Source organism: Actinomadura macra NBRC 14102 (assembly GCF_001552215.1).
Taxonomy (GTDB): Bacteria; Actinomycetota; Actinomycetes; order Streptosporangiales; family Streptosporangiaceae; genus Spirillospora; species Spirillospora macra.
The window spans coordinates 714,410-734,083 of the sequence record NZ_BCQT01000004.1 but is presented as its reverse complement, the minus strand read 5'-3'; the positions used below and the strand labels follow the sequence as shown (position 1 = coordinate 734,083).

Genomic DNA, 19,674 nt, shown 5'->3' with positions numbered 1-19,674 from the left:
GGCGGCGCGGCGGGCACCGGCCCCGCCGAGCTCGGCGGCGTGCCGGTGGGCGATTGGCCGGACGCCTGCGACCTGCTCAAGGAACCCGACCTGGCCGCCGCGCGTCTGGACTCCTACGTCACCGAACCCGGGCACGCGAGCGTCGGCACGGTGAAGCTCCCGCACCCGGTCTCCTGTACCTACGAGCCGCCGAAGCCGAAACGTGCCGGTGAGGACGGACGACGGGGCGAGGACGGCCCGGGCAAGGAGGATGAGGAGGGCAGGGAGGGTGCAGACGGCTCAATCAGAGCTGATCCCGACAAACCCGACCATCAGGTCACTGACCCCCCGAGTTTTGTCACGGGCGCACCCGAACTCGAACCCGGCGGCACGCCCTCGCCGCGCGGCTCCGCCGAACAGGAACCGGTGGTGCGGGGACTGACCGTCAGCGTGCGGTGGGTGGCCCCCGATGAGGCATCGGCCGCACGGCTGCTGGACGCGTTGCAGTCCACGCAGGCGCAGGCACGGCAGCGGCGCGACATCGGCGGCGACGAGGCGTACGAGATCGGCCCGACCGCCGGGACGATCGCGCTGCGCGTCGGCCGCCTCATCGTGGTCGTGGACGCGAACCGTCCTCCGGGCGCCGCCGCCCGCATAGCCTCCGCGGTCGTGCGGCGTTCCCTCACCCCCAGCCCAGGATCCTCGCCCGCCGGCTCGTCCCCCTGACGGTGTTCACGGAGCGGGCTCTCAGTACTCGGGAACGGGTTCTTCGAACTCTGGGACGGCCTCGGCGTCGGCGATCAGGGCGGGGGCGCGGCCGGCCCAGAGTTCCAGCTGGGTGACGAAGCGCTCGGCGTGGGTGGGCCAGTGGAAGCGGGCGCGGGCCGTCTCGTAGCCGCGCTTGCCCATGCCGATGCGGAGTTCGGCGTCCTCGCGCAGCCGGCGGACGGCCTTCGCGGCGGCGGCCGGGTCGGCGAAGGGGACGATCAGCCCGCAGCCGGACGGCTCGACGATCTCCACGGCGGGCGGGTTCGGGGTGGAGACCACCGGGACGCCACGGGCCATGTACTCGACGACCTTGGTCGGCATGGAGTGCCGGTAGTTCGGTTCGTCGTGCAGGAGGGCGAGTCCGGCCATCGCGCCCTCGGCGATGCGCAGTGCCCGGTCGTTCGGGACGAAGCCGTACCAGCGGAGCACGCCCTCGCGCTGGGCGTCGCGGAGGGCGGGCCGGACCTCGCCGTCGGCGGCGCCGATCAGCTCGACCATGATGCCCTCGGGGGCCAGCAGCCGGGCCATCGCGATCATGTCGAGGGCGCCGCGGGCGACCGACAGGTGGCCGACGTAGACGGCGCGGCGGCCGTCGGGCGGGCCGGGCGGCAGGTCGGCGACGTAGGTGGTGTTGGGCACCACGGGGTGATCCTCGCGGAACCGTTCCCGGTAGCCCTCCTCGGCCAGCAACAGCCGGTGCCGCCGCTCGCTGCGCTTCTCCAGCCGCCGGACGGCGGGCCGCAGGAGGGGCCGCACCGGGCCGGGGACCCAGCCCTTGGCGGTGAGCGCGGCGGCGGTGTCCTCGTGGACGTCCCAGACGACCGTCCGGGAGCGCACCTCGCGCGGCATGGAGACGAGCAACTCCGGGTCGTGCAGAAGGATCAGGTCGGCGTAGGCGGCGTGCTCGCTGAGCGCCCGGTGGGCGGCGCGCAGGGCGCGGAGCCGGCGGCGGCCCGTCGCCCGCGGCACGTCCACCGGGCTGATCTCGCGCCACGGTGTCACATTGCACGCCCGGAATGGAGCGATATATGTGACCTCATGACCAGCGTCGAGCAGGGCGCGAATCTGCCGGTGCAGAATCCGCGCATCCTCTGGATGATGCACGATCGTGCAAACACAGACCCGCATTACACTCACTCCGCAACATGCGTCATTATCGCCTCTGACCGAGTCTTGGACGGTCATGGAAATTGCCGATGAATTCCCGTCGTCCAGGAGGTGGACAGCGCCGGGCGAGTCCCTCCAACAGCTCTTTTGTCAGGGATCTGACAGGATCGTCCCGCCAGCCGGGACGCTCTCAGAGGAGCTCGACGGATTCGCCGCGCATCTCGCGCGTCCGGCCGCGGGTATCGAACAGCAGCGGGGCGTGCCGGGCGAGCGTGGCGGCGTCGTAGGCGCCGTGGTCGGCCAGCACGATCGCCAGATCCGTGGCCTTCAGCGCGGCGGGCAGGTCCGTTCCGGCGTTGCGCACCTCGGCGCCCTCGACCTGCCATTCGGTCACGAACGGGTCGTGGAAACTGAGGTCGGCGCCCAGGCGGGCCAGGCGGCGGGCCACCGGGCGGGCCGGGGATTCGCGCTGGTCGGCGATGTCGGCCTTGTAGGTGACGCCGAGCAGCAGGACCTTGGCGCCCTTGAGGGCGCGCCCTTCGCGGTTGAGGAGTTGCTGGGCGCGTTCGACCACGTAGCGGGGCATCCGCTCGTTGATCTCTTGGGCCAGTTCGACGAACCGGAAGGGGTAGCCCAGGGAGCGGACCTTGTAGGACAGGTAGTTGGGGTCGATCGGGATGCAGTGGCCGCCGACGCCGGGTCCGGGGCGGAACGCCTGGAACCCGAACGGCTTGGTGGCGGCGCAGTCGATCGCGTCCCACAGGTCGATCCCGAGCTCGTGGCAGAACACCGCCATCTCGTTGACCAGCGCGATGTTCACGTGCCGGTAGGTGTTCTCCAAAAGCTTCGCCATCTCGGCCTCGCGGGTGCCCTTGGCCTCCACGACCCGGTCCACGAACTTGCCGTAGAAGGCGGAGGCGGCGGACGCGCACGCCGGGGTGAGCCCCCCGACGATCTTGGGTGTGTTCCGCACCCCGTAGACGGGGTTGCCCGGGTCGATCCGCTCGGGCGAGAAGGCCAGGTGGAACTCCTCGCCCGCGACCAGGCCGGAGGTCTCCAGGATCGGGCGGACGACCTCGTCGGTGGTGCCGGGGTAGGTGGTGGATTCCAGCACCACGAGCATGCCGGGCTCCAGGTGCCGGGCGACGGTCTCGGCCGCCCCGCGGACCGCCGTCAGGTCCGGGCCGCCCTCCGCCGACAGCGGCGTGGGAACACAGATCACCACCGTCTGCGCGCCGTCCAGGATGTCCTCGTGCAGGCTCGGCGTGAAACCGGCCTCGTTCATCTCCTCGACCTCGGCGGGCGAGACATCGTCGATGTGCGACAGCCCGGCCTTGAGCCCGGCGACGACGCGCGCGTCGCGGTCCAGACCGCCGGCCTCCAGCCCGGCCCGGCACGCCTCCCGCACCAGCGGCAGTCCCACGTAGCCGAGTCCGATGACGACCAGATCCATACCCGGCTCCTTTCGCGAGTTCTATGTGATGGCGTATGCCGCCCGGTAGCAGGCCGCGACGGCCCGCCACGTGCGTTCCGCCCTCACCCACTCCCGAGCCGACTGCCCGATTTTCCGGCGTCTTTCTGGAGCGTAAATGAGTTCATCCAACGAATTGGCCCATGCTTCCGGCTCTTCCGGAACTGTTAACGTGCCCGTTACGCCCGGTTCTACGATTTCGCGCAGAGCCTTGACATCACTTGCTATCACTGGGATTCCCCCGGCCATCGCCTCGATCGGCTTGAGGGGCGTGACCAATTGGCAGACCCGGTCAGCCCGTCGGGGGACCGCGAACACATCGAGGACGGCGTGGTGGCGACGAACGGATTCCATCGGCACGCGCCCGGTGAACACGGCGTGAACGCCGTGCCCGGCCGCGCGCCGTTCGAGCGCGCCGCGCTCGGGGCCGTCGCCGACCAGCAGCAGCGTGACGGGCGTGCCCCGGTCGCGCAGCAGCGCCGCCGCGTCGATGAGCGTGTCGATGCCCTCGTAGCCGTAGAACGAGGACGTCAGGCCGACGACCGGCACGTCCGCCGGGATGCCGAGCGAGACCCGCAGGTCGGCGGCATCGGGCAGCGGCTGCAGGAACGCCTCGTCCACGCCGTTGGGCACCGTGAAGATCTTCTCGGCGGGGACGCCGCGGGACGCGATCTCCGCGCGCATCGCCTCGCCGAGCGTGACGACCGCGTCCGCCTCGGCCATGCGCCGCGTCTCCAGCTCGCGGGTGAGCCGGTAGAACTCGTCCGTCTCCTTATGGGCGGGGTCACGCGAGAGCCAGGAGTCCTCCAGGAAACCGCGGACCTCGTAGACCACCGGCAGCCCGTGCCGGCGGCCGAGCTCCAGCGCGACCGCCGCGTTCAGGTGGTTGCTGACCGCGTGCACGACGTCCGGGCGCAGCTCGCGGACGAGGCGTCCGGCCAGGTCGGCGCCCTTGTTCACCGCCCGGACGGGATTGGACGGCGGCGCCCAGGGGATCAGCCGGTGGTAGGGGACGCCGTCCACCTCGACCCGGGGGCGGGCGTCGCCGATGCCCTGGCTGAGGGGGTAGCCGAGCCGCGTCGCGACCTGGACGTCCAGCCCGAGTTCCCGCTGCGCCAGGGCGAGCCGGTGCGTCCGGACGGTGTAGCCGGCGTTCGTGCGGGGCAGCGCGTTCGTCACCAGTTGCAGGACGCGCGTCCCGGACTGGGCGGGGGGTGCGTGACGGGCGGGACGGGGCGGCGGCGTGTGCGCCAGCAGGGCGCGCAGCTCGGTGGTCTCGCGCTGGAGGCCGCGCGGGCGCGGGACGGCGAGGCGGGAGCGCCGCAGCCGGCCGCCGAGCGGGCCGGGGGTCACCCGCGCCAGCAGCCGGACGGCCAGCCGGGGTGCCCGCCCCGGATCGTCGCGGAGCTGGCGCCAGGTGAGTCCCAGCAGGTAGACGGGTTTTTTGAGCACGGCGGGCGAGCGTAGGCAACCCCGATGAACAGAAGGGAAATTGTGTTGGCACCCATCGTGCACGTCCTGGGGGCGCGACCGAACTTCGTCAAGGCCGCCCCGGTGATCCGCGCCCTCGGCGCCGCGGGCGCCGAGCAGGCGGTGGTCCATACCGGGCAGCACTATGACGAGCGGATGTCGGAGATCTTCTTTGTGGAGCTGGGCCTCCCGGAGCCGGACGTCAACCTCGGCGTGGGTTCGGGCGGGCACGCCGAGCAGACGGCCGCCCTGATGATCGGGCTGGAACAGGAGTTCACGAGCCGTTCACCCGCGCTCGTCATCGTGTATGGCGACGTGAACTCGACGATCGCCGCCGCACTGGTCGCGGCCAAACTGCACATCCCGGTCGCCCATGTGGAGGCCGGGCTGCGCAGCTTCGACATGAGCATGCCGGAGGAGGTCAACCGGCGGCTCACCGACCAGCTGTCCGACCTGTGCCTGGTGACCAGCCCCGAGGCGATCGGGCACCTGGCGAACGAGGGCGTCCCGGTGGAACGGGCGCACCTCGTCGGCAACCCGATGATCGACACGCTGCTGGCGAACCTGGACAGCTTCGACACCGCCAAGGTGCGCGCGGCCCACGATCTGCCGGAGCGGTACGTCCTGGCGACGATGCACCGCCCCGCGAACGTGGACGCGCCCGAGACCGCCGCCGCGCTGGTACGGCACCTGCACGGCGTCGCCGACCTCGCCGACCTGGTCATCCCCGTCCACCCGCGCGGCCGCGCCACCCTGCTGGCCGCCGGGCTCGACGACCACCCGAGCGTGCACGTCCTGGAACCCCTGGGCTACATCGACTTCATCGCCGCCGTCCGCGGCGCCGCGGCCGTCGTCACCGACTCCGGCGGCCTCCAGGAGGAGACCACCATCCTCGGCGTCCCCTGCCTGACCGTCCGCCCCAACACCGAACGACCCATCACCATCACCCACGGCACCAACCGCCTCGTCACCTTCGAGGAACTGGTCCCGGCAGCCCGTAAGGCCCTGAAGAGCGGGGGGCCAGGAGGGTCGTCCCCCGCGCACGACTCGAAGCCGCCGCTGTGGGACGGGCAGGCCGGTCCCCGCATCGCCGACGTGATCATGGAGTTCCTGGGTGAATAACGCCAAGGCCAACCGGCAGGTGGCGCGGCTGCGGGCCACGCTGCGCGAGCGCGAGTCGCGGGTGCAGGAGCTGGAACGGCGGCTGGACGCGCTGGAGACGTCCACGACCCTGCAGTTCGGGCGGCTCGTCGCGGGCGCGGCGCGCAACCCTCGGCGGCGCGGCGTGAAGCTGCCGAAGGAGCTGTACCGGCTCTGGCGCAAGCGCAACGTCCCCGTATCGGACTCCGGCTCGGCCGACGGCGAGCGGATCCAGCTCGACCGGGTCGACAGGCCCGAGGACCGCCTTCTCGTCTCCGCGCCCTACGAGGGCCTCGTCATCGCGGGTGTACTCGGCGCGCGCGCGGCGGCGACGCTCCGGGAGCAGGCGAAGGTCATCCCGCTGTACCCGCACGACGCCACGATCGTGCTGGACACCGCCGACGTGGACATGCTCGTCGTGGACGCCGCGGCCGGCGAGCCCGGCGGCCCGTGGGCCTATCTCGGCGTCCCCGGCATGTACGACCGGGACCGCGCGCTGAACGACGTCCGCGAGCTGGCCGCCTCCCGTGATCTGCCGCTCGTCCTGTGGGGCGAGGCGCCCCCGGCCACCCTGGCCTGCCTCCAGTGGGACGCCGTCGCGGCCACACCCGGCAGGCTCGCCGAACTGCTCGTCCCGGCCCGTTGAAAGGAACTCCTGTGCGACCTCGCGCCCTCGTCTACGGCGACGTCGATCTCAACCTGATCGACGGCTCGGCGATCTGGGCCCAGGGCATGGTCCAGGCGCTGGCCCGCGCCGGCTGCGCGGTGACCTTGGTCCTCAAGGCCCCCGTCAGGACCGGCCGGCTCGTCGATCCGCTGCGCGCCCTGCCCGGGGTCACCGTGCGCAGCCCGCACGCGGAGGGCCTGATCGACATCGAGGGCGCGATGCCCCCGAAGACCGCCGCCGCCGTCCTCGCCCGCGTGGACGAAGAGGAGCGGCGCGGTTCGGGGGAGGGCGAGCCCCCGGAGGGTGGTTTCGATCTGATCATCGTGCGCGGCCGCCGCCTGGCGGGCAAGCTGTCGGCCGGGCCGCTGGCCGGACGGCTGTGGACCTATCTGACCGACGTCCCCCAGTCCGCCGCCCAGTTCGACGGCTCGTCCAAGGGCGAGTTGCGCCGGATCGCGGACGCCTCCCGGGTCCTGCTCTGCCAGACCGAGGAACTGCGCGGCTTCCTGGAGAGCGCCGTCCCGGCCACCGCGGGCAAGAGCGTGCTGTTCCCGCCCGTCGTCGTCCTCCCGGACGGCCTGGAGCCGAGGCCGTCCGGCGCACCGGACGGCCGCGCGCTCAAGCTCGTCTACACCGGCAAGTTCGCGCCGCGCTGGAACACCTACGAGATGACGTCGCTGCCGCGCCTGCTTGCGATCCGGGGCGTGGACGCCGAGCTGAACATGGTCGGCGACAAGATCCACGACGATCCGGAGGATCCCGGCTTCGCCACCCGGATGCGGACGGCCCTGGAGAGCGGCCAGGGCGTCGTCTGGCACGGCGGGCATCCCCGCGCCGAGGCGATGCGGCTGACCGCGGCCTGCGACGTGGGCCTGTCGTGGCGGCATCCGGAGATGGACGCGAGCCTGGAGCTGTCGACGAAGGTGCTGGAGTGCGGGACGCTCGGCGTTCCGGTCGTCCTCAACCGGACGCCGATGCACGAGCGGCTCTTCGGCGTCGACTACCCGCTGTTCGCGGCGACGGAGACCGACGTTCTGGACGCGCTGACCCTCATCGGCAAGAACCCCGACGTGTTCACGCTGGCCGCCGAGCGCTGCCGCGCGGCGGCCGCCGAGTTCACCTTGGACGCGGCGGCCGGGCGGCTGCGCGTTTGCCTCGCGCAGACGTTCCCCGAGCCGTCCCCGACCGTCCTCGCCGCCGCCGCGGAGCACGAGCGCACGACCGCCCGCCTCGGTACGGCCGGAGACGACGGCCTCGCCGCGCTGGACGAGGCGCTGACCGGCTCCGCCGCCGCGGCCGCCGCCTCGCCGGGCGGGCAGCGGCGCCTGCGCGTCGGCGTCGCCGGACACGACCTCAAGTTCTTCACCCGGCTGCTCGACTACCTCCGTTCCCGCCCGGACATGGAGGTCCGCGTCGACAAGTGGGCCGCGCTGAAGGTCCACGACGAGGATCGCAGCCAGGAACTGGCCGACTGGGCGGACGTCATCGTCTGCGAGTGGTGCGGCCCGAACGCGATCTGGTACGCGCACCACAAGCGTCCAGGGCAGCGGCTGGTCGTCCGGCTGCACCGCTTCGAGCTGTACGCGCGCTGGCCGCGGCACCTGCCCATCGACGCCGTGGACGAGATCATCTGCGTCAGCCCGCACTACGCCGACCTGACCCGCGAGCTCACCGGCTGGCCCACCGGCAAGGTCACCACCATTCCCAACTGGGTGGACGACCATCAGCTCGACCGGCCCAAGCTCACCGGCGCCGAGCACCACCTCGGAATGATCGGCATCGCGCCGTCCCGCAAGCGGCTCGACCTGGCTCTGGACGCGCTGGAGGAGCTGCGCCGCGACGATCCCCGCTTCACCCTGTTCGTCAAGACCAAGCTCCCCTGGGAGTACTGGTGGATCTGGCAGAAGGAGGAGGAGCGCGCCCACTACGAGCAGGTGTTCCGCCGGATCCGCCGCTCACCGCTGCTGGCGGGCGGGGTCGTGTTCGACTCCTACGGACGGGACGTGGCGTCCTGGCTGCGGCGCATCGGGTTCGTGCTGTCGACCAGCGACGACGAGAGCTTCCACCTGGCGCCCGCCGAGGGGATGGCGTCCGGCGCGGTGCCGGTGCTGCTGGGCTGGCCGGGCGCCGAGACCATCTACGACGCGCGGTGGATCCACGCCGACCCGTCCGCGATGGCCGCCTCGATCGCCTCCACCGTGTCCCTTGGTCGCTGGGAGCACGACCGCCTCCTGGCCCGCGACCAGGTCCGCGCGGCCTACGGCCTGGACGAGGTGTGCCGCCAGTGGACGGACATGCTCGCCACGACCACCGAAGCAACCCCGGCCAGAACCCCCTGACCGCACCACCCGGAACGGCAGTACCGGAAACTGCGAGGTCCCCCGAGAGCAGGCTCTCGGGGGACCTCGGCGTCAGAGGACGAACGTGGCGGATCAGCCGCCGCTACCGACGGCCGCGTCCGCGGTTTCGCGGCGGGCGGCGGGGAGTTGGAGGCGGTACTCCTCGATCTTGCCGTTCAGCTTGGCCATGCTGCGGCTGTAGTCGCGGCTGGCAAGCCAGAACTTGTAGATGATGATCAGCTCGAAGGTCAGCATGCCGAGGGCGCTCAGCGCCACCACCGGGATCACCGCGCCGGGGACGATGGCGGCGGCCACCGGGGCGACGATGAACACGCCCATCTGGAACTCGATGCCGCTGATCAGGTGCGGGCGGATGCGGCCCGCCATGAGCACGTTGCGGATCCGCGCGTACCAGGGGAACCGCGCCTCGAAGCCCTGCTGGAGCTCCTTGGCGGCCGGGTCGTCGCCGACGACCCGGTTCTCCATGTCGGCCTCGGGGTCCTCGCGGAGCGCGCCCTCGGCCGACCGCAGGTCCTCGCCGACCTCGTCGGCGTCCAGCACCTCGCCGTTGGCGCGCCGGGCGGCCAGCTCCAGGTCCCGGGCCTCCTCGCGGGCGGCGTTCAGCGTGGCGCGCATCTGCGAGCGGACCTTGTAGATCTCCAGCGCGTCCATGTAGCGCAGCATGTCCAGGAAGACCACCGCGACGGCCGTCCACACGTACGCGACGTTGTGGGTGGCCGCGTACTGTCCGGCCATGAGCGCGATGGCGCAGGCCAGCACCCGGACCCGGTCGAAGATGTAGTCGAGCCAGGCACCGAACACCGAGCCGGTGCCCTTGAGGCGCGCGATCTTGCCGTCCATGCAGTCGAGCGTGAACGACAGGTGGTACAGCAGCGCACCGGCCAGCAGCCACGGCCAGCCGGCCACGGCGAAGCACCCGCCGGCGGCCAGGCCGAGGATCAGGGCACCCACGGTGAGCTGGTTGGGCGTCACCCGCGTCCGGTTGGCGGTGAACTTGACGAGCCGGGACGCGAGTGGATCGACCAGCAGTACCGTCCACCAGGCGTCACGCGCCTTGTACGTCCGTTGCCGAACGTCCTCCAGCGTGAAGTTCGCCATGGGGTGGTTGTCCTCTCGTTCGTACCGGAGCTCAATCCGCGCCGGGGGGCGCTCCCGGCCGCTGACGATCGTATCGGCTGTCCGGTTGCGGTCCTCCTTATTCTCACGGAGTCGTAACCCGGTGGTCATCCGAAGCGCCGAACGCGGGAGAGGCTTGACGAAGACTTGCGCCGGTACGGGGCGGGCACGCGAGTCCGGCCGACCTCGATAGGCTTTGCGGGTGCGCGAGAAAGCCGGCCGGGCGGGCCGTTCCGCCGTGGCCCAACTGCCGTTCACCTGCGTACTCGCGGTAGCGGTGTGGATACGGGTGGTCGCGGTCAAGGGGTATCCCGCGCCGCTGTGGTTCGGCGACTCGCCGGGATACCTGCGGGCCGCGATCGAGCTGAAGCCCGGCGAGACACGTCCGAGCGGGTACTCGTTCCTGCTGTGGTCGATCAAGCCGTTCCACAGCTTCACCGTGATGGTGTCGGTACAGCACGCCATCGGGGTTCTCACCGGTGTGCTCGTGTACGTCCTGGTGTGGCGCGCCGCGCGGGCGGCCTGGCCGTTCGGCCCGGACGGGGAGGCCGGCCGGTGGGCGTGGCGGGCCTGGGTCCCCGGTCTGATCGCGACCCCGCTGACGCTGCCGGTGCTGCTGCCGGTCCATCAGGTGGCCCTTGAGCACATGCTCATGTCGGACTCGCTGTTCACCTTCCTGCTGCTCGCGGCGGTCACGGCGGCGCTGTGGCGGCGGCGTCTGCCCTGGTGGCTCGGCGGCCTGGCCGGGCTGCTCGCGGCGTGCGCGGCGCTCACACGGTCGGCGGGCCTGCCGCTGATCGCGGTGATCCTGGTGGGGATGCTGCTGCGGCGCGCGGGCTGGCGCGCCTGCGCGGTGGCCGTGGTCACCTTCGCCCTGCCGATCGCGGGTTACGTGGCCTGGTTCCACGCCGAATACGGCGAGTACAAGCTCGCCAAGGCCAACGGCATCTGGCTGTACGGGCGCACCGCCGACTTCGCCGACTGCCGCCTCATCAAGCCGCGGCCCGAGCTGGTCATCATGTGCCCGAAGAACAGCGACCCGCGGATGTCGCCGGCGTTCGCCGCGATGTGGACGCGCGACTCGCCGTTCCGGGAGATCCCGGGCTGGATCACCGGTCCCACCGCGGACAAGCTCGCGAGCGAGTTCGCCTGGGACGCGATCGAGGCGCAGCCCGGCGACTACGCGCAGGTGATCGTCCGCGACACGTTCCGGTCGTTCGAGTGGGAGCGCAAGCCCTACCCCACCCCGTGGACGTGGTTGCAGTACGAGTTCCCCGAGGGCGAGGCGTGGAGCGACGAGCAGGCGCTGCTGGCCGAGCGGTACGACCCGGGCGGCGGTGAGCCGAGGGTCGTCCACCCGTGGGCCGGGACGGTGCAGAAGTACCAGGACCGGATGGTCATGCCCGGCACCATCCTCGGGATCCTGCTGCTCGCCGGGCTCGCCGCCGCGCTCCCGTACGTCCGGAGCGGGGGCCGGTGGCGGGTGCTCGGCCCCGTCCGGCACTGGGGGACGGGCGCGCTTATGCCGTGGGGGACGAGCCTCGCGTTGCTGGTGATCCCGGCCGCGACCGCCGACTTCGACTACCGCTACGTGCTGCCCGCCGTCCCGTTCGCGTGCGTCGCGCTCGGCCTGGCACTGCTCCCGCCGCCCCGGGCCGTGTCCGCGGACACCGTGCCGCCGGACGGGCCGGAGCGGACACGGGAATCCGAAGAGCCGTCCGCGGACGAGACCACGGCCGCTACCTCCGGGTGAGGCGGCGCCCCGCCGACCGGGCCATCGCCGGTACCTTCCCGGTGACGATGCGGACGGCGAGGTTCCCGCCGGCCGTCCGGTAGAGGGAGGCGCGGCGCAGCCCGAGCGGCGCGCACGGCACGGCCGGGGCCTTCGGCCTGTCCGCCGCCATGGGTATCCGCATCCGGGCGGTCTCGCCGCCGACCGTGAACTCCAGATGGACGTCCCAGCGTCCGGCGGTCAGCCCGCGCAGGTCGGTGACCGCCGTGAACTCCAGACCGTCCGCGCCCGGGACGGACCGGACCTCGGCCTCCCGAGCCTCTCCGCCGCCGCGCGCCTCCACCTGGAGGGCCACGCCGACGTGCTCGGCCGATGTCGGGGAGATGGGCACGTGGCAGCGGACCCGCAGGCGCGCCCCGCCGCCCCAGCCGATCTCCTCGACCCGCAGGAGCTTCTCCAGCGCGCCGGGACGTGGCACGACGGTCAGCGACAGGTTGTCGTATCCGTGAGTGAAGAACGGGGTGACGGCCGCGCCGGGACCGTTCCGGGACGCGATGAACCGCCGCGCCGGCGCGGTGACCCCCGCTTCGCGGTCGGCGCCGAGCCGGCCGTCCTTCGCCATCTGGTCGTGCGTCACCTCGATGTGCAGGTCCCAGGTGCCCGCCGGCAGCGGCGAGCCGGACGCGGCCGTCGCCGGGTCGAGGTCCACCGTGAAGTCCGCGCCGCCTTGCTCGCAGGGCACCCGGTACTCGGCGCCGGACTTCTTGTTGCGCAGCAGCATCGTCACCGACTGCTTTTGAGGGCCGAGACGGTCGATGACGGCGGTGCCTTCGACACGAAGCCGGTCGCCGTCCCAGTCGAGCGCGGTCAAGCTCCGCGTGACGCGCAGCCGGTCGGTGACGTCGAAGTAGGCGTCGGGGATGGCCGCGCTCGGTTCCCGGAACCCGGGATACAGAATGTAGACGCGGTCCCTGTCGGCGATGACCGGGACGGGATCGTCCGCCAGTCCCGCCTCGACGATCTTGCGGAGCAACTCCTGGTGGCCGCTGCGGGCGCAGTGGGCGAGCAACCGGTACCGGGCCGGCATCCGCATGAGGACGGCCGGGGTGAGGAAGTCCTCGCACAAGGTGCGCACCCCGTCCTGCGTCGCGCGCCGGTCGTCGGCGGACGCCGCGAGGAACGCGCCGTTGAGCCGGTGCAGGACGTCGCGCTGGAAGTGCCGGACGAGCATCCGGTCGCGGACCATCCCGGGCTTGGTGTGCGCCACGACCTGTTCGAGCAGCGGCCGGGCCGCCTTCGCGTAGTACTCCGCAGGAGCCGCGCCTCCCGTCTGCATGATGCTGGTGCCGTCCTCGCGCTCTACCAGGTAGTAGCAGTCGTAGTCGGCGACGATCGACACGCCCGAGGAGCACAGCAGGGCATGGCTGGTGAACACCTTGTCCTCGCCCGAGCGGATTCCCTCGGGGAAGCGGATGCCGTGCCGCTCCACCAAGTCCCGGCGGAACAGTTTGTGCGCGGTCAGCGACCTGCTGTAGACGTCGAAGTCCGGATCGTCCACGGTCACGCGCGGGACGTTGTGCTCGAACCGCGCCACGCCCCGCCCGACGCCGACGTAGTTGCCGATGACGACGTCGGTACCCTGCTCGTCGGCCATGGCACACAGGCGCTCCAATGCCTGCGGGCCGAGTCGATCGTCGGCGTCCAGAAAGAACAGGTACTCGCCGCGGGCGCGCTCGATTCCGGTGTTGCGGGGACCGCCGGGGCCGCCGGAGTTCGGCCGACGGATGACCGTGAGACCGGGATGCGCCCCCGCGAGCCGTTCCAGTTCGTCGCCGCTGCCGTCGGTGGACCCGTCATCCACCGCGATCACCTCGATCAGCCCGAGGTCCAGCGTCTGGTCGGATACCGAACGCAGCGTGACCTCCACCGACGTGCGGCAGTTGTACACGGGAACGATGACGCTGACCTTGGGAGGAGTCATGACGGGGAGCCGTTCAGATCGGTGACCGGAAGACGTGGTCGACGGTGCGGGCGGCGGCGTGACCGTCGTCCAGGGGGCAGAACCGGTTGACGAATTCCTTGTAGCGGTCCTGGTGGCCGGCCGTGGCGGACTCGACGTCGCGGATCGCCTCGATCAGCGCGTCGGAGGTCTCCACCAGCGGTCCCGGCGCCTCGGCCTCGAAATCGAAGTAGAAGCCGCGGAGCCGGTCGCGGTAGTCGGCCAGGTCGTAGGTGAAGAAGAGCATGGGCCGGCCGGTGTTGGCGTAGTCGAACATCACCGACGAGTAGTCACTGATCATCATGTCGGCGATCAGATACAGCTCGGTGATGTCAGGGTAGAGCGAGACGTCCCGGACGAACCCGGCGTCGTCTTCGGCGATGCCGTCCACGACGTTGGTGTGCAGCCGGACGAGCAGCACGTGGTCGTCGCCGAGCGCCTCCCGCGCGCGTTCCAGGTCGAGCCGCATGTCGAACCTGTAGCGGCCCTTGCTGTAGTACTGGTCGTCGCGCCAGGTCGGCGCGTAGAGCACGACCTTCTTGCCCTCGGGGATGCCGAGCCGCGCCCGGACGTCCTTGGCGACGACGTCGGCCTCGGGGCTGTGCATCAGGTCGTTGCGCGGGTACCCGGCCTCGATGATCTCGCCTTTGAACGCGAACGCGCGGCGGAAGATCTCCGTGCTGAACGGGTTCGGGGACAGCAGGTGGCTCCACTCGGGGACGGCGGGGCCGGTGGACTTGGCCTGGAGCGCGTTCTTCATGCCGGGCGCGTAGGCGAAGTGCACCTCCTTGATGTCCTTGCCGATCTTCTTCAGCGGGGTGCCGTGCCAGGTCTGGAGGACGGACTGGTCGGGGTGGCGCTGGAACCAGTCGCCGAGCCGGTGGTTGGTGACGATGTAGCGGGAGGTGGCCACCGCCTCCTGCCACTCCTCGCCGTTCAGCCGTACCGCCTTCAGCGTGTCCGGCAGCTCCACCTGCGCGTCGTTGACGACCCAGAGCTGTTCCAGGTCCGAACCGCGCCGGACGAGCTCCTGGTGGATCGCCTTCGGGCTGTCGGAGTACTGCCGCCCGTTGAAGCAGGAGAACAGGACGGTGTCGCGCAGCCCGTCCCGGTCGACCCGGCGGCGCGCCTCCTCGCGGATCTTCGGGCCGGCGCTGCGCTCCTGCTGGGACACATCGCCGGTCACCGCCACGACGAGCCGGCCGTCGCTCGCCTCCAGGTCGTAGCCGCGCCGTGCCACCTCCAGCGCCTCGGGCAGTTGCTTCTGCGCCGCGTTGGTGAGCCGGACGGTCAGTGCCCGGCCGCCCCCGGCGGGCCGGAACAGCACGTCCCAGCGGCCCGGCCGCAACGGCAGCACACCCGCGACGCTCGGCACGGCCGCCACCGGCACCTCGGCCCGCAACGTCCCGGACCCGTCGGCGACGAGGTCGAACGCGAACTCCTTGCGGCGGGCCCGGCCGCGCAGCACGATCTGCCCGCCCGGGTGGGCGGCGTGCGTCGCGGTGAGCGCGAGAGTGCCGTCCGGACGCCACGCGCAGTCGGCGACGAGCAGCCGGGTCGTGGTGAGCCGGACGCGCAGGTAGCCGCTCGGCCCGCGGCCCGCGGCGACCTCCAGCGCGCCGAACGGCCGCTCGGCGTCGTCCACGCCCTCGGCGAGGACGAGCGGGCGGCCATCGGCCGCCACGGTCCAGTCGCGGGTGTCGTCGATCGCGTCCTCGGAGATCGGCACGTCCGCGAGCGCGGCCGGGTCGATCCGGGCGTGCAGTGGCCCTTCAGCCGTTCCTCCAGCGGTGCCGTCGCCACCCTCCAGCGGGACCTGGACGGTGGTGTCGCCGAGCCGCAGCGTCAGCTCCGCGGGCGGGTCGCCCGCCGCCGCGACGTCGACGACCAGCGACTCGCCGTCCCAGCGCAGCCCGGTGGCCTTCACCCGGACCTTCTCCACCAGGACGCGCAGGTTCCCGTCCACGATCTGCGGGACGACCCGGACGTCCCCGGCGACGTACCGGTAGGGCGGGTGCGCGCCACTGCCCGACCCGCCGCCGCGCAGCGGGCCCTTGCGGAACACACCGGAGTTCAGCACGGACGCCTCGACGTCCCAGGTGCCCTCCACCCATGCCCCGTGGTCGCGGAGCTTGGCCACGTCGAGCGAGAACTCGAACCCCGACCAGCCGGACGGCTTGCCCTGCTTTCGCTGGGGGGACGACCCACCGGAACGACCGGGTTTCGGCGTCTGGCGCGCCCGCGCGGTGATCTTCCTGCTGCCGGACCGGAGCGTCACCGCCTTCAGCGACGTCCAGCGGCGACGCGAGCTGACCGAGTTGATGTACGCCTCGCCCGTCACGGTGAGCCGGTCGCCGTCCCAGCTCACCGCGTGGACGCGGCCCCGCATCTTGACCTCGTCGCGGGCGCGGTACACCTCGCGGGGGATGTCGAGCGCGCCGTCCTTCCAGTACGGGTACACCACGTACCGGCGCAGCGGGTCGCGGACGATCGACGGCGAGGACTTGCCCCGCTCGTACCGCACGACCTTCACCAGCTCGGTCGTGTGACCGGTGGCCGCGAGGTGCCACTTCAGCCGGACGAGGGCGGGCGCCTCGGCGAACACCTTGGCCGGGACCGAGGCCGCGAAGGCCACCGCCTGCGCGACGACCTGCTCGCGCTCCTCGGCGGGCAGGTCGGGCAGCACGTCCAGGAACACGCGCAGCTCGGTGCTGACGGAGACGAGCTGGAGCCGGCGGGCGTCCCTGGCCTCGCCGTGCTCGGTGAGCCAGGTGGTCGCGAGCGTGACGGCGCCGAACCCGTCCGCGATGTCCTGCGCCTCCGTCGTCTGCCCGTACCGGGCCCGTCGCCGGTGCAGCACCACTTCGGGCAGGACGTCGACGGCCTTGGCCCGGTGCAGTGCCTGGACGGTCACGGCGAGGTCGTCGTAGCGGCCGATGTCGGGGAACTCCAGCCCGGCGGACGTCCAGAAGGAGCGGCGGAACAGTTTCCCGGTGACCTGCCGGTTCAGGATGAGGTCCGGCTGGCGGTGCAGGTCGGTGCCGGTGGCGGGCGGCACGGACGCCTTGCGCGGCTGCCACGACCACACCTGGCCCGTCCGCTTCCTGCCGGCCTCGGCGCCCATCGCGAGGTCCGACCCCGACCGCTCCAGCGCGGACACCAGCAGCTCGAGCGCGTCCGGGGGCAGTTCGTCGCCGCCGTCCACGAACAGCAGGAACTCCCCGTCCGCGGCCGCGGCGCCGTGCCCGCGGGCCGCGCCCCGGCTGAGCGCGCCCTCCCGGACGAGCCGGAAGCGGTCGTCGGGGAGCGCCGTCCCGGCGGCGGCGCCGGTGCCGTCGTCCATGACGAGCACCTCCAGCCGGTCGTGCGACTGCGCCGCGAGGGACGCCAGCGTGTCGGGCAGCGCCTCACCGGCGCCGTGTGAGAGGACGATGACGCTGATCCGGCTGGTGGACAAGCGACCCACTCCTTCGACCACTTAAAGGACCCGGCGACCGGCGCCGGGTCGTGAGACGGAATGCTGTGGGACACCGCGTCGTGACACAAGACGACGTGACACGACACGATAGGGGCGGCGGGCCCGGCCTGAGGCCGGGCCCGCCGGCGGTGCTGGAGCGGGAAGGGCGTTCACTGTGGCGGGTTGGGAACCTGTTCGCCCAGGAACATCCGGCGGACGGCGCGTTCGGCCGCCTGACCATCGTCCCAGGGGCAGAAGCGGGTCCGGAAGTTCACGCGCGCCTTCATGGCCGTGTCGCTCCACGCCGCCCGGGACACGAACGCGTCGACCAGTTCGCTCTCCGTCGTGGCGACCACGCCCGGCGGGGTGGCGGTGAGGTCGAAGTTGACCCCGCGGGTCAGCTTGTAGGTCTCCCAGTCGTTGGCGTAGATGACGATCGGCTTGTCGAGGTTGGCGTAGTCGAACATGACCGACGAATAGTCGGTGAGCAGCGCGTCCGAGGCGATGGCGAGGTCCTCCACGGACGGGTGCTTGGACACGTCGATGACGCGGCCCTCGGGCCAGCCCATGTCCGCGGCCATGTTCTTGAGCTTGTAGTAGTAGTGCGCCCGCAGCAGCAGTACATGGTCCTGGCCGAGCTGCTCGACGAACCGGCCGATGTCGAACATCGGGCTGTAGTGGCGCTGGTAGTCGCGGTGCGTCGGCGCGTACAGGATCGCGGTCGCGCCCTCGGGGACGCCGAGGGCCGCGCGCAGCCGCTGCCGCTCCTCCTCGGTCGCCCGGACGAGCCGGTCGTTGCGCGGGTACCCGATCTCCAGCATCTCGTAGTTGCACGGGAACCCGCGTTCCCACGCCTCGGTGGACAGCGGGTTGGACGACAGCAGGTAGTCCCAGCGGTCCGACCGGGTGATGAGCTCCTTGAAGTCCATGTCCTTGGCGCCGACCGGGAACTCCATCTGGTCGAGCCCCATCTTCTTCAGCGGGGTGCCATGCTGCGTCATCATGTGCACCTGGCCGGGGCGCTTGACGTAGGCGTCCGGGAAGTTGACGTTGTTGACGAAGTACTTCGCGCGGGCGATCGCCCGGTAGTAGTCCGCCGACCCGGACACGACGTACTCCACGCCCTCCGGCATGTCCTTGCGCGCGCCCGGCTTCACCACCCACACGCCGCGGATGTGCGGGGCGAGCTCCTTGAGCTTCTCGTAGATCGCCGCCGGGTTGCAGGCGTAGCCGCGGTACCAGTAGGCGCCGAACACGGCGAGATTCTCGTCGATGGGCAGGCGCCGCTGCATCTGGTAGTAGCGGTCCTTGGCCACTTCCTTGGAGTACAGGACGCCGCGCCGGCGGAGGTTGTTGGCCTTGCGGGCGGGCTTCTTCGCCTTGGCCTTCACCGACCCGGGACCGAGGCGCTGGAAGCCCCGGTAGTCGTTCTTCTGGATCAGGCGGTGCTTGTCCGCCAGATGGGGCTTGTCGTCGGGCGGGACGTGCCCCTCCGGCCGGTGCCGGTTGTAGGTCTTGGACATCTCGCCGAAGAACCGCTCGTTCTCCGACTCGTGCACCCGGTCGCCGCGCTCGATGATCACCAGCAGGTGCCAGATCGTCCGGTCGAACATCAGCTGCCGGAACGGATCGGCCTTCGGCCCCATCTCGTCCATGAAGGCGAAGATGCGGTCGTACTGCGCGAAGGCGTCGAAGTGCTTGGCGCCGGTCGTCTTGGTGATCGCGCCCCGGCGGCGCTGCCGGTAGATGTAGCAGACCCGGTCCAGCAGGCTCAGCCGCTCGGCGGCCATCAGGATCGGGTAGGTGACGTTGACGTCCTCGTAGTAGCCGCCGCTGAAGCGCAGCCCGAGATCGAGGAGGAACTCCCGGCGGATCGCCTTGTTCCACGCCGTCATCATCATCTCAAGGACGCTCGGACGCTCCTCCAGCGTGAACACGTCCGGCGCGGGCGGTTCCCGGAACAGGTCGTTGATGATGCTGCGCTTGACCTTGCCGTTCCAGTAGGACCGCGCGTAGTCGAAGACCAGGACGTCGGGGCGGGTCTCGGCGAGCCGGTCGCTGATCGCGCGGACGGCGCCCTCGGTCGCGTGGTCGTCGCTGTCGAAGAACCAGACGTAGTCGCCGGTCGCGACGTCCAGCCCGGCGTTGCGCGCATGCCCGAGGCCGACGTTCTCGGGCAGGTGCAGCACCCGGACCCGTGAGTCCCGCTCGGCGAACTCGTCGAGGATCTCCCCGCACCCGTCCGGCGAGGCGTCGTCGACGGCGATGACTTCCAGGTTCGGAAGGTCGGGGTCGAGGATCGAATCCAGGCATTGCCGGATGTAGCCCTGCACTTTGTGCACGGGCACGATGATGCTCAGGGAGATGCCGTTACCACTGCTCACGCGAAGGCCAATCAACTACTCGAT

General features: G+C 71.4%; 12 protein-coding genes. 5 read left to right on the top strand and 7 right to left on the bottom strand.

What is annotated here, in order from left to right:
* On the top strand, positions 1 to 705 hold a 705-nt coding region (locus AMA02S_RS42780), incomplete at its 5' end, for a hypothetical protein (RefSeq protein ID WP_218004875.1).
* A 21-nt stretch (positions 706 to 726) separates the two neighbouring features.
* On the opposite strand, the gene AMA02S_RS08000 is transcribed toward AMA02S_RS42780, so the two are convergent.
* The 3 genes from AMA02S_RS08000 to AMA02S_RS07990 all read right to left on the bottom strand — a co-directional run bounded on the left by AMA02S_RS08000 (position 727) and on the right by AMA02S_RS07990 (position 4,777).
* Positions 727 to 1,749, bottom strand: a complete 1,023-nt coding sequence (locus AMA02S_RS08000; protein WP_439951584.1) for a glycosyltransferase family 4 protein — start codon at positions 1,747 to 1,749, stop codon at positions 727 to 729.
* Between the two features lie 295 nt (positions 1,750 to 2,044).
* Positions 2,045 to 3,307: a nucleotide sugar dehydrogenase gene (locus tag AMA02S_RS07995; protein WP_067453840.1), complete on the bottom strand. Its 1,263-nt coding sequence runs from the start codon at positions 3,305 to 3,307 to the stop codon at positions 2,045 to 2,047.
* A gap of 21 nt (positions 3,308 to 3,328) precedes the next feature.
* Complete coding sequence (locus AMA02S_RS07990; RefSeq protein WP_245667394.1) at positions 3,329 to 4,777, bottom strand: glycosyltransferase family 4 protein; 1,449 nt, start codon at positions 4,775 to 4,777, stop codon at positions 3,329 to 3,331.
* A gap of 24 nt (positions 4,778 to 4,801) precedes the next feature.
* On the opposite strand from AMA02S_RS07990, the gene wecB reads away from it, so the two are divergent.
* Genes wecB through AMA02S_RS07975 form a run of 3 tightly spaced genes read left to right on the top strand, consistent with a single transcriptional unit; the run spans position 4,802 to position 8,941 of the window.
* Positions 4,802 to 5,917 (top strand): non-hydrolyzing UDP-N-acetylglucosamine 2-epimerase, encoded by a 1,116-nt coding sequence (wecB, locus tag AMA02S_RS07985; RefSeq protein ID WP_067453838.1) that lies wholly within the window; start codon positions 4,802 to 4,804, stop codon positions 5,915 to 5,917.
* Positions 5,910 to 6,581, top strand: coding sequence for a hypothetical protein (locus tag AMA02S_RS07980; protein WP_067453835.1), 672 nt, complete (start codon positions 5,910 to 5,912; stop codon positions 6,579 to 6,581). Before wecB ends, AMA02S_RS07980 begins: the two co-directional genes overlap by 8 nt.
* Before the next feature lie 11 nt (positions 6,582 to 6,592).
* Complete coding sequence (locus AMA02S_RS07975) at positions 6,593 to 8,941, top strand: glycosyltransferase (protein ID WP_439951583.1); 2,349 nt, start codon at positions 6,593 to 6,595, stop codon at positions 8,939 to 8,941.
* Positions 8,942 to 9,034: 93 nt separating this feature from the next.
* Here AMA02S_RS07975 and AMA02S_RS07970 read toward each other — a convergent pair whose 3' ends face one another.
* Positions 9,035 to 10,060 (bottom strand): CDP-alcohol phosphatidyltransferase family protein, encoded by a 1,026-nt coding sequence (locus AMA02S_RS07970; protein WP_067453829.1) that lies wholly within the window; start codon positions 10,058 to 10,060, stop codon positions 9,035 to 9,037.
* 220 nt (positions 10,061 to 10,280) lie between these two features.
* Between AMA02S_RS07970 and AMA02S_RS07965 the strand changes: the two genes are divergently transcribed.
* Complete coding sequence (locus AMA02S_RS07965; RefSeq protein WP_157430458.1) at positions 10,281 to 11,831, top strand: hypothetical protein; 1,551 nt, start codon at positions 10,281 to 10,283, stop codon at positions 11,829 to 11,831.
* Here the strand turns inward: AMA02S_RS07965 and AMA02S_RS07960 are convergent.
* The 3 genes from AMA02S_RS07960 to AMA02S_RS07950 form a co-directional block, all read right to left on the bottom strand.
* Positions 11,818 to 13,791, bottom strand: coding sequence for a glycosyltransferase (locus AMA02S_RS07960; RefSeq protein ID WP_067453824.1), 1,974 nt, complete (start codon positions 13,789 to 13,791; stop codon positions 11,818 to 11,820). The genes AMA02S_RS07965 and AMA02S_RS07960 overlap by 14 nt on opposite strands.
* Positions 13,792 to 13,804: 13 nt before the next feature.
* Complete coding sequence (locus tag AMA02S_RS07955) at positions 13,805 to 17,266, bottom strand: CDP-glycerol glycerophosphotransferase family protein (RefSeq protein WP_067453821.1); 3,462 nt, start codon at positions 17,264 to 17,266, stop codon at positions 13,805 to 13,807.
* Between the two features lie 170 nt (positions 17,267 to 17,436).
* Entirely contained in the window at positions 17,437 to 19,614 is a 2,178-nt protein-coding gene (locus tag AMA02S_RS07950) for a bifunctional glycosyltransferase/CDP-glycerol:glycerophosphate glycerophosphotransferase (protein ID WP_281181852.1), read from the bottom strand.
* Positions 19,615 to 19,674 lie beyond the last annotated feature (60 nt).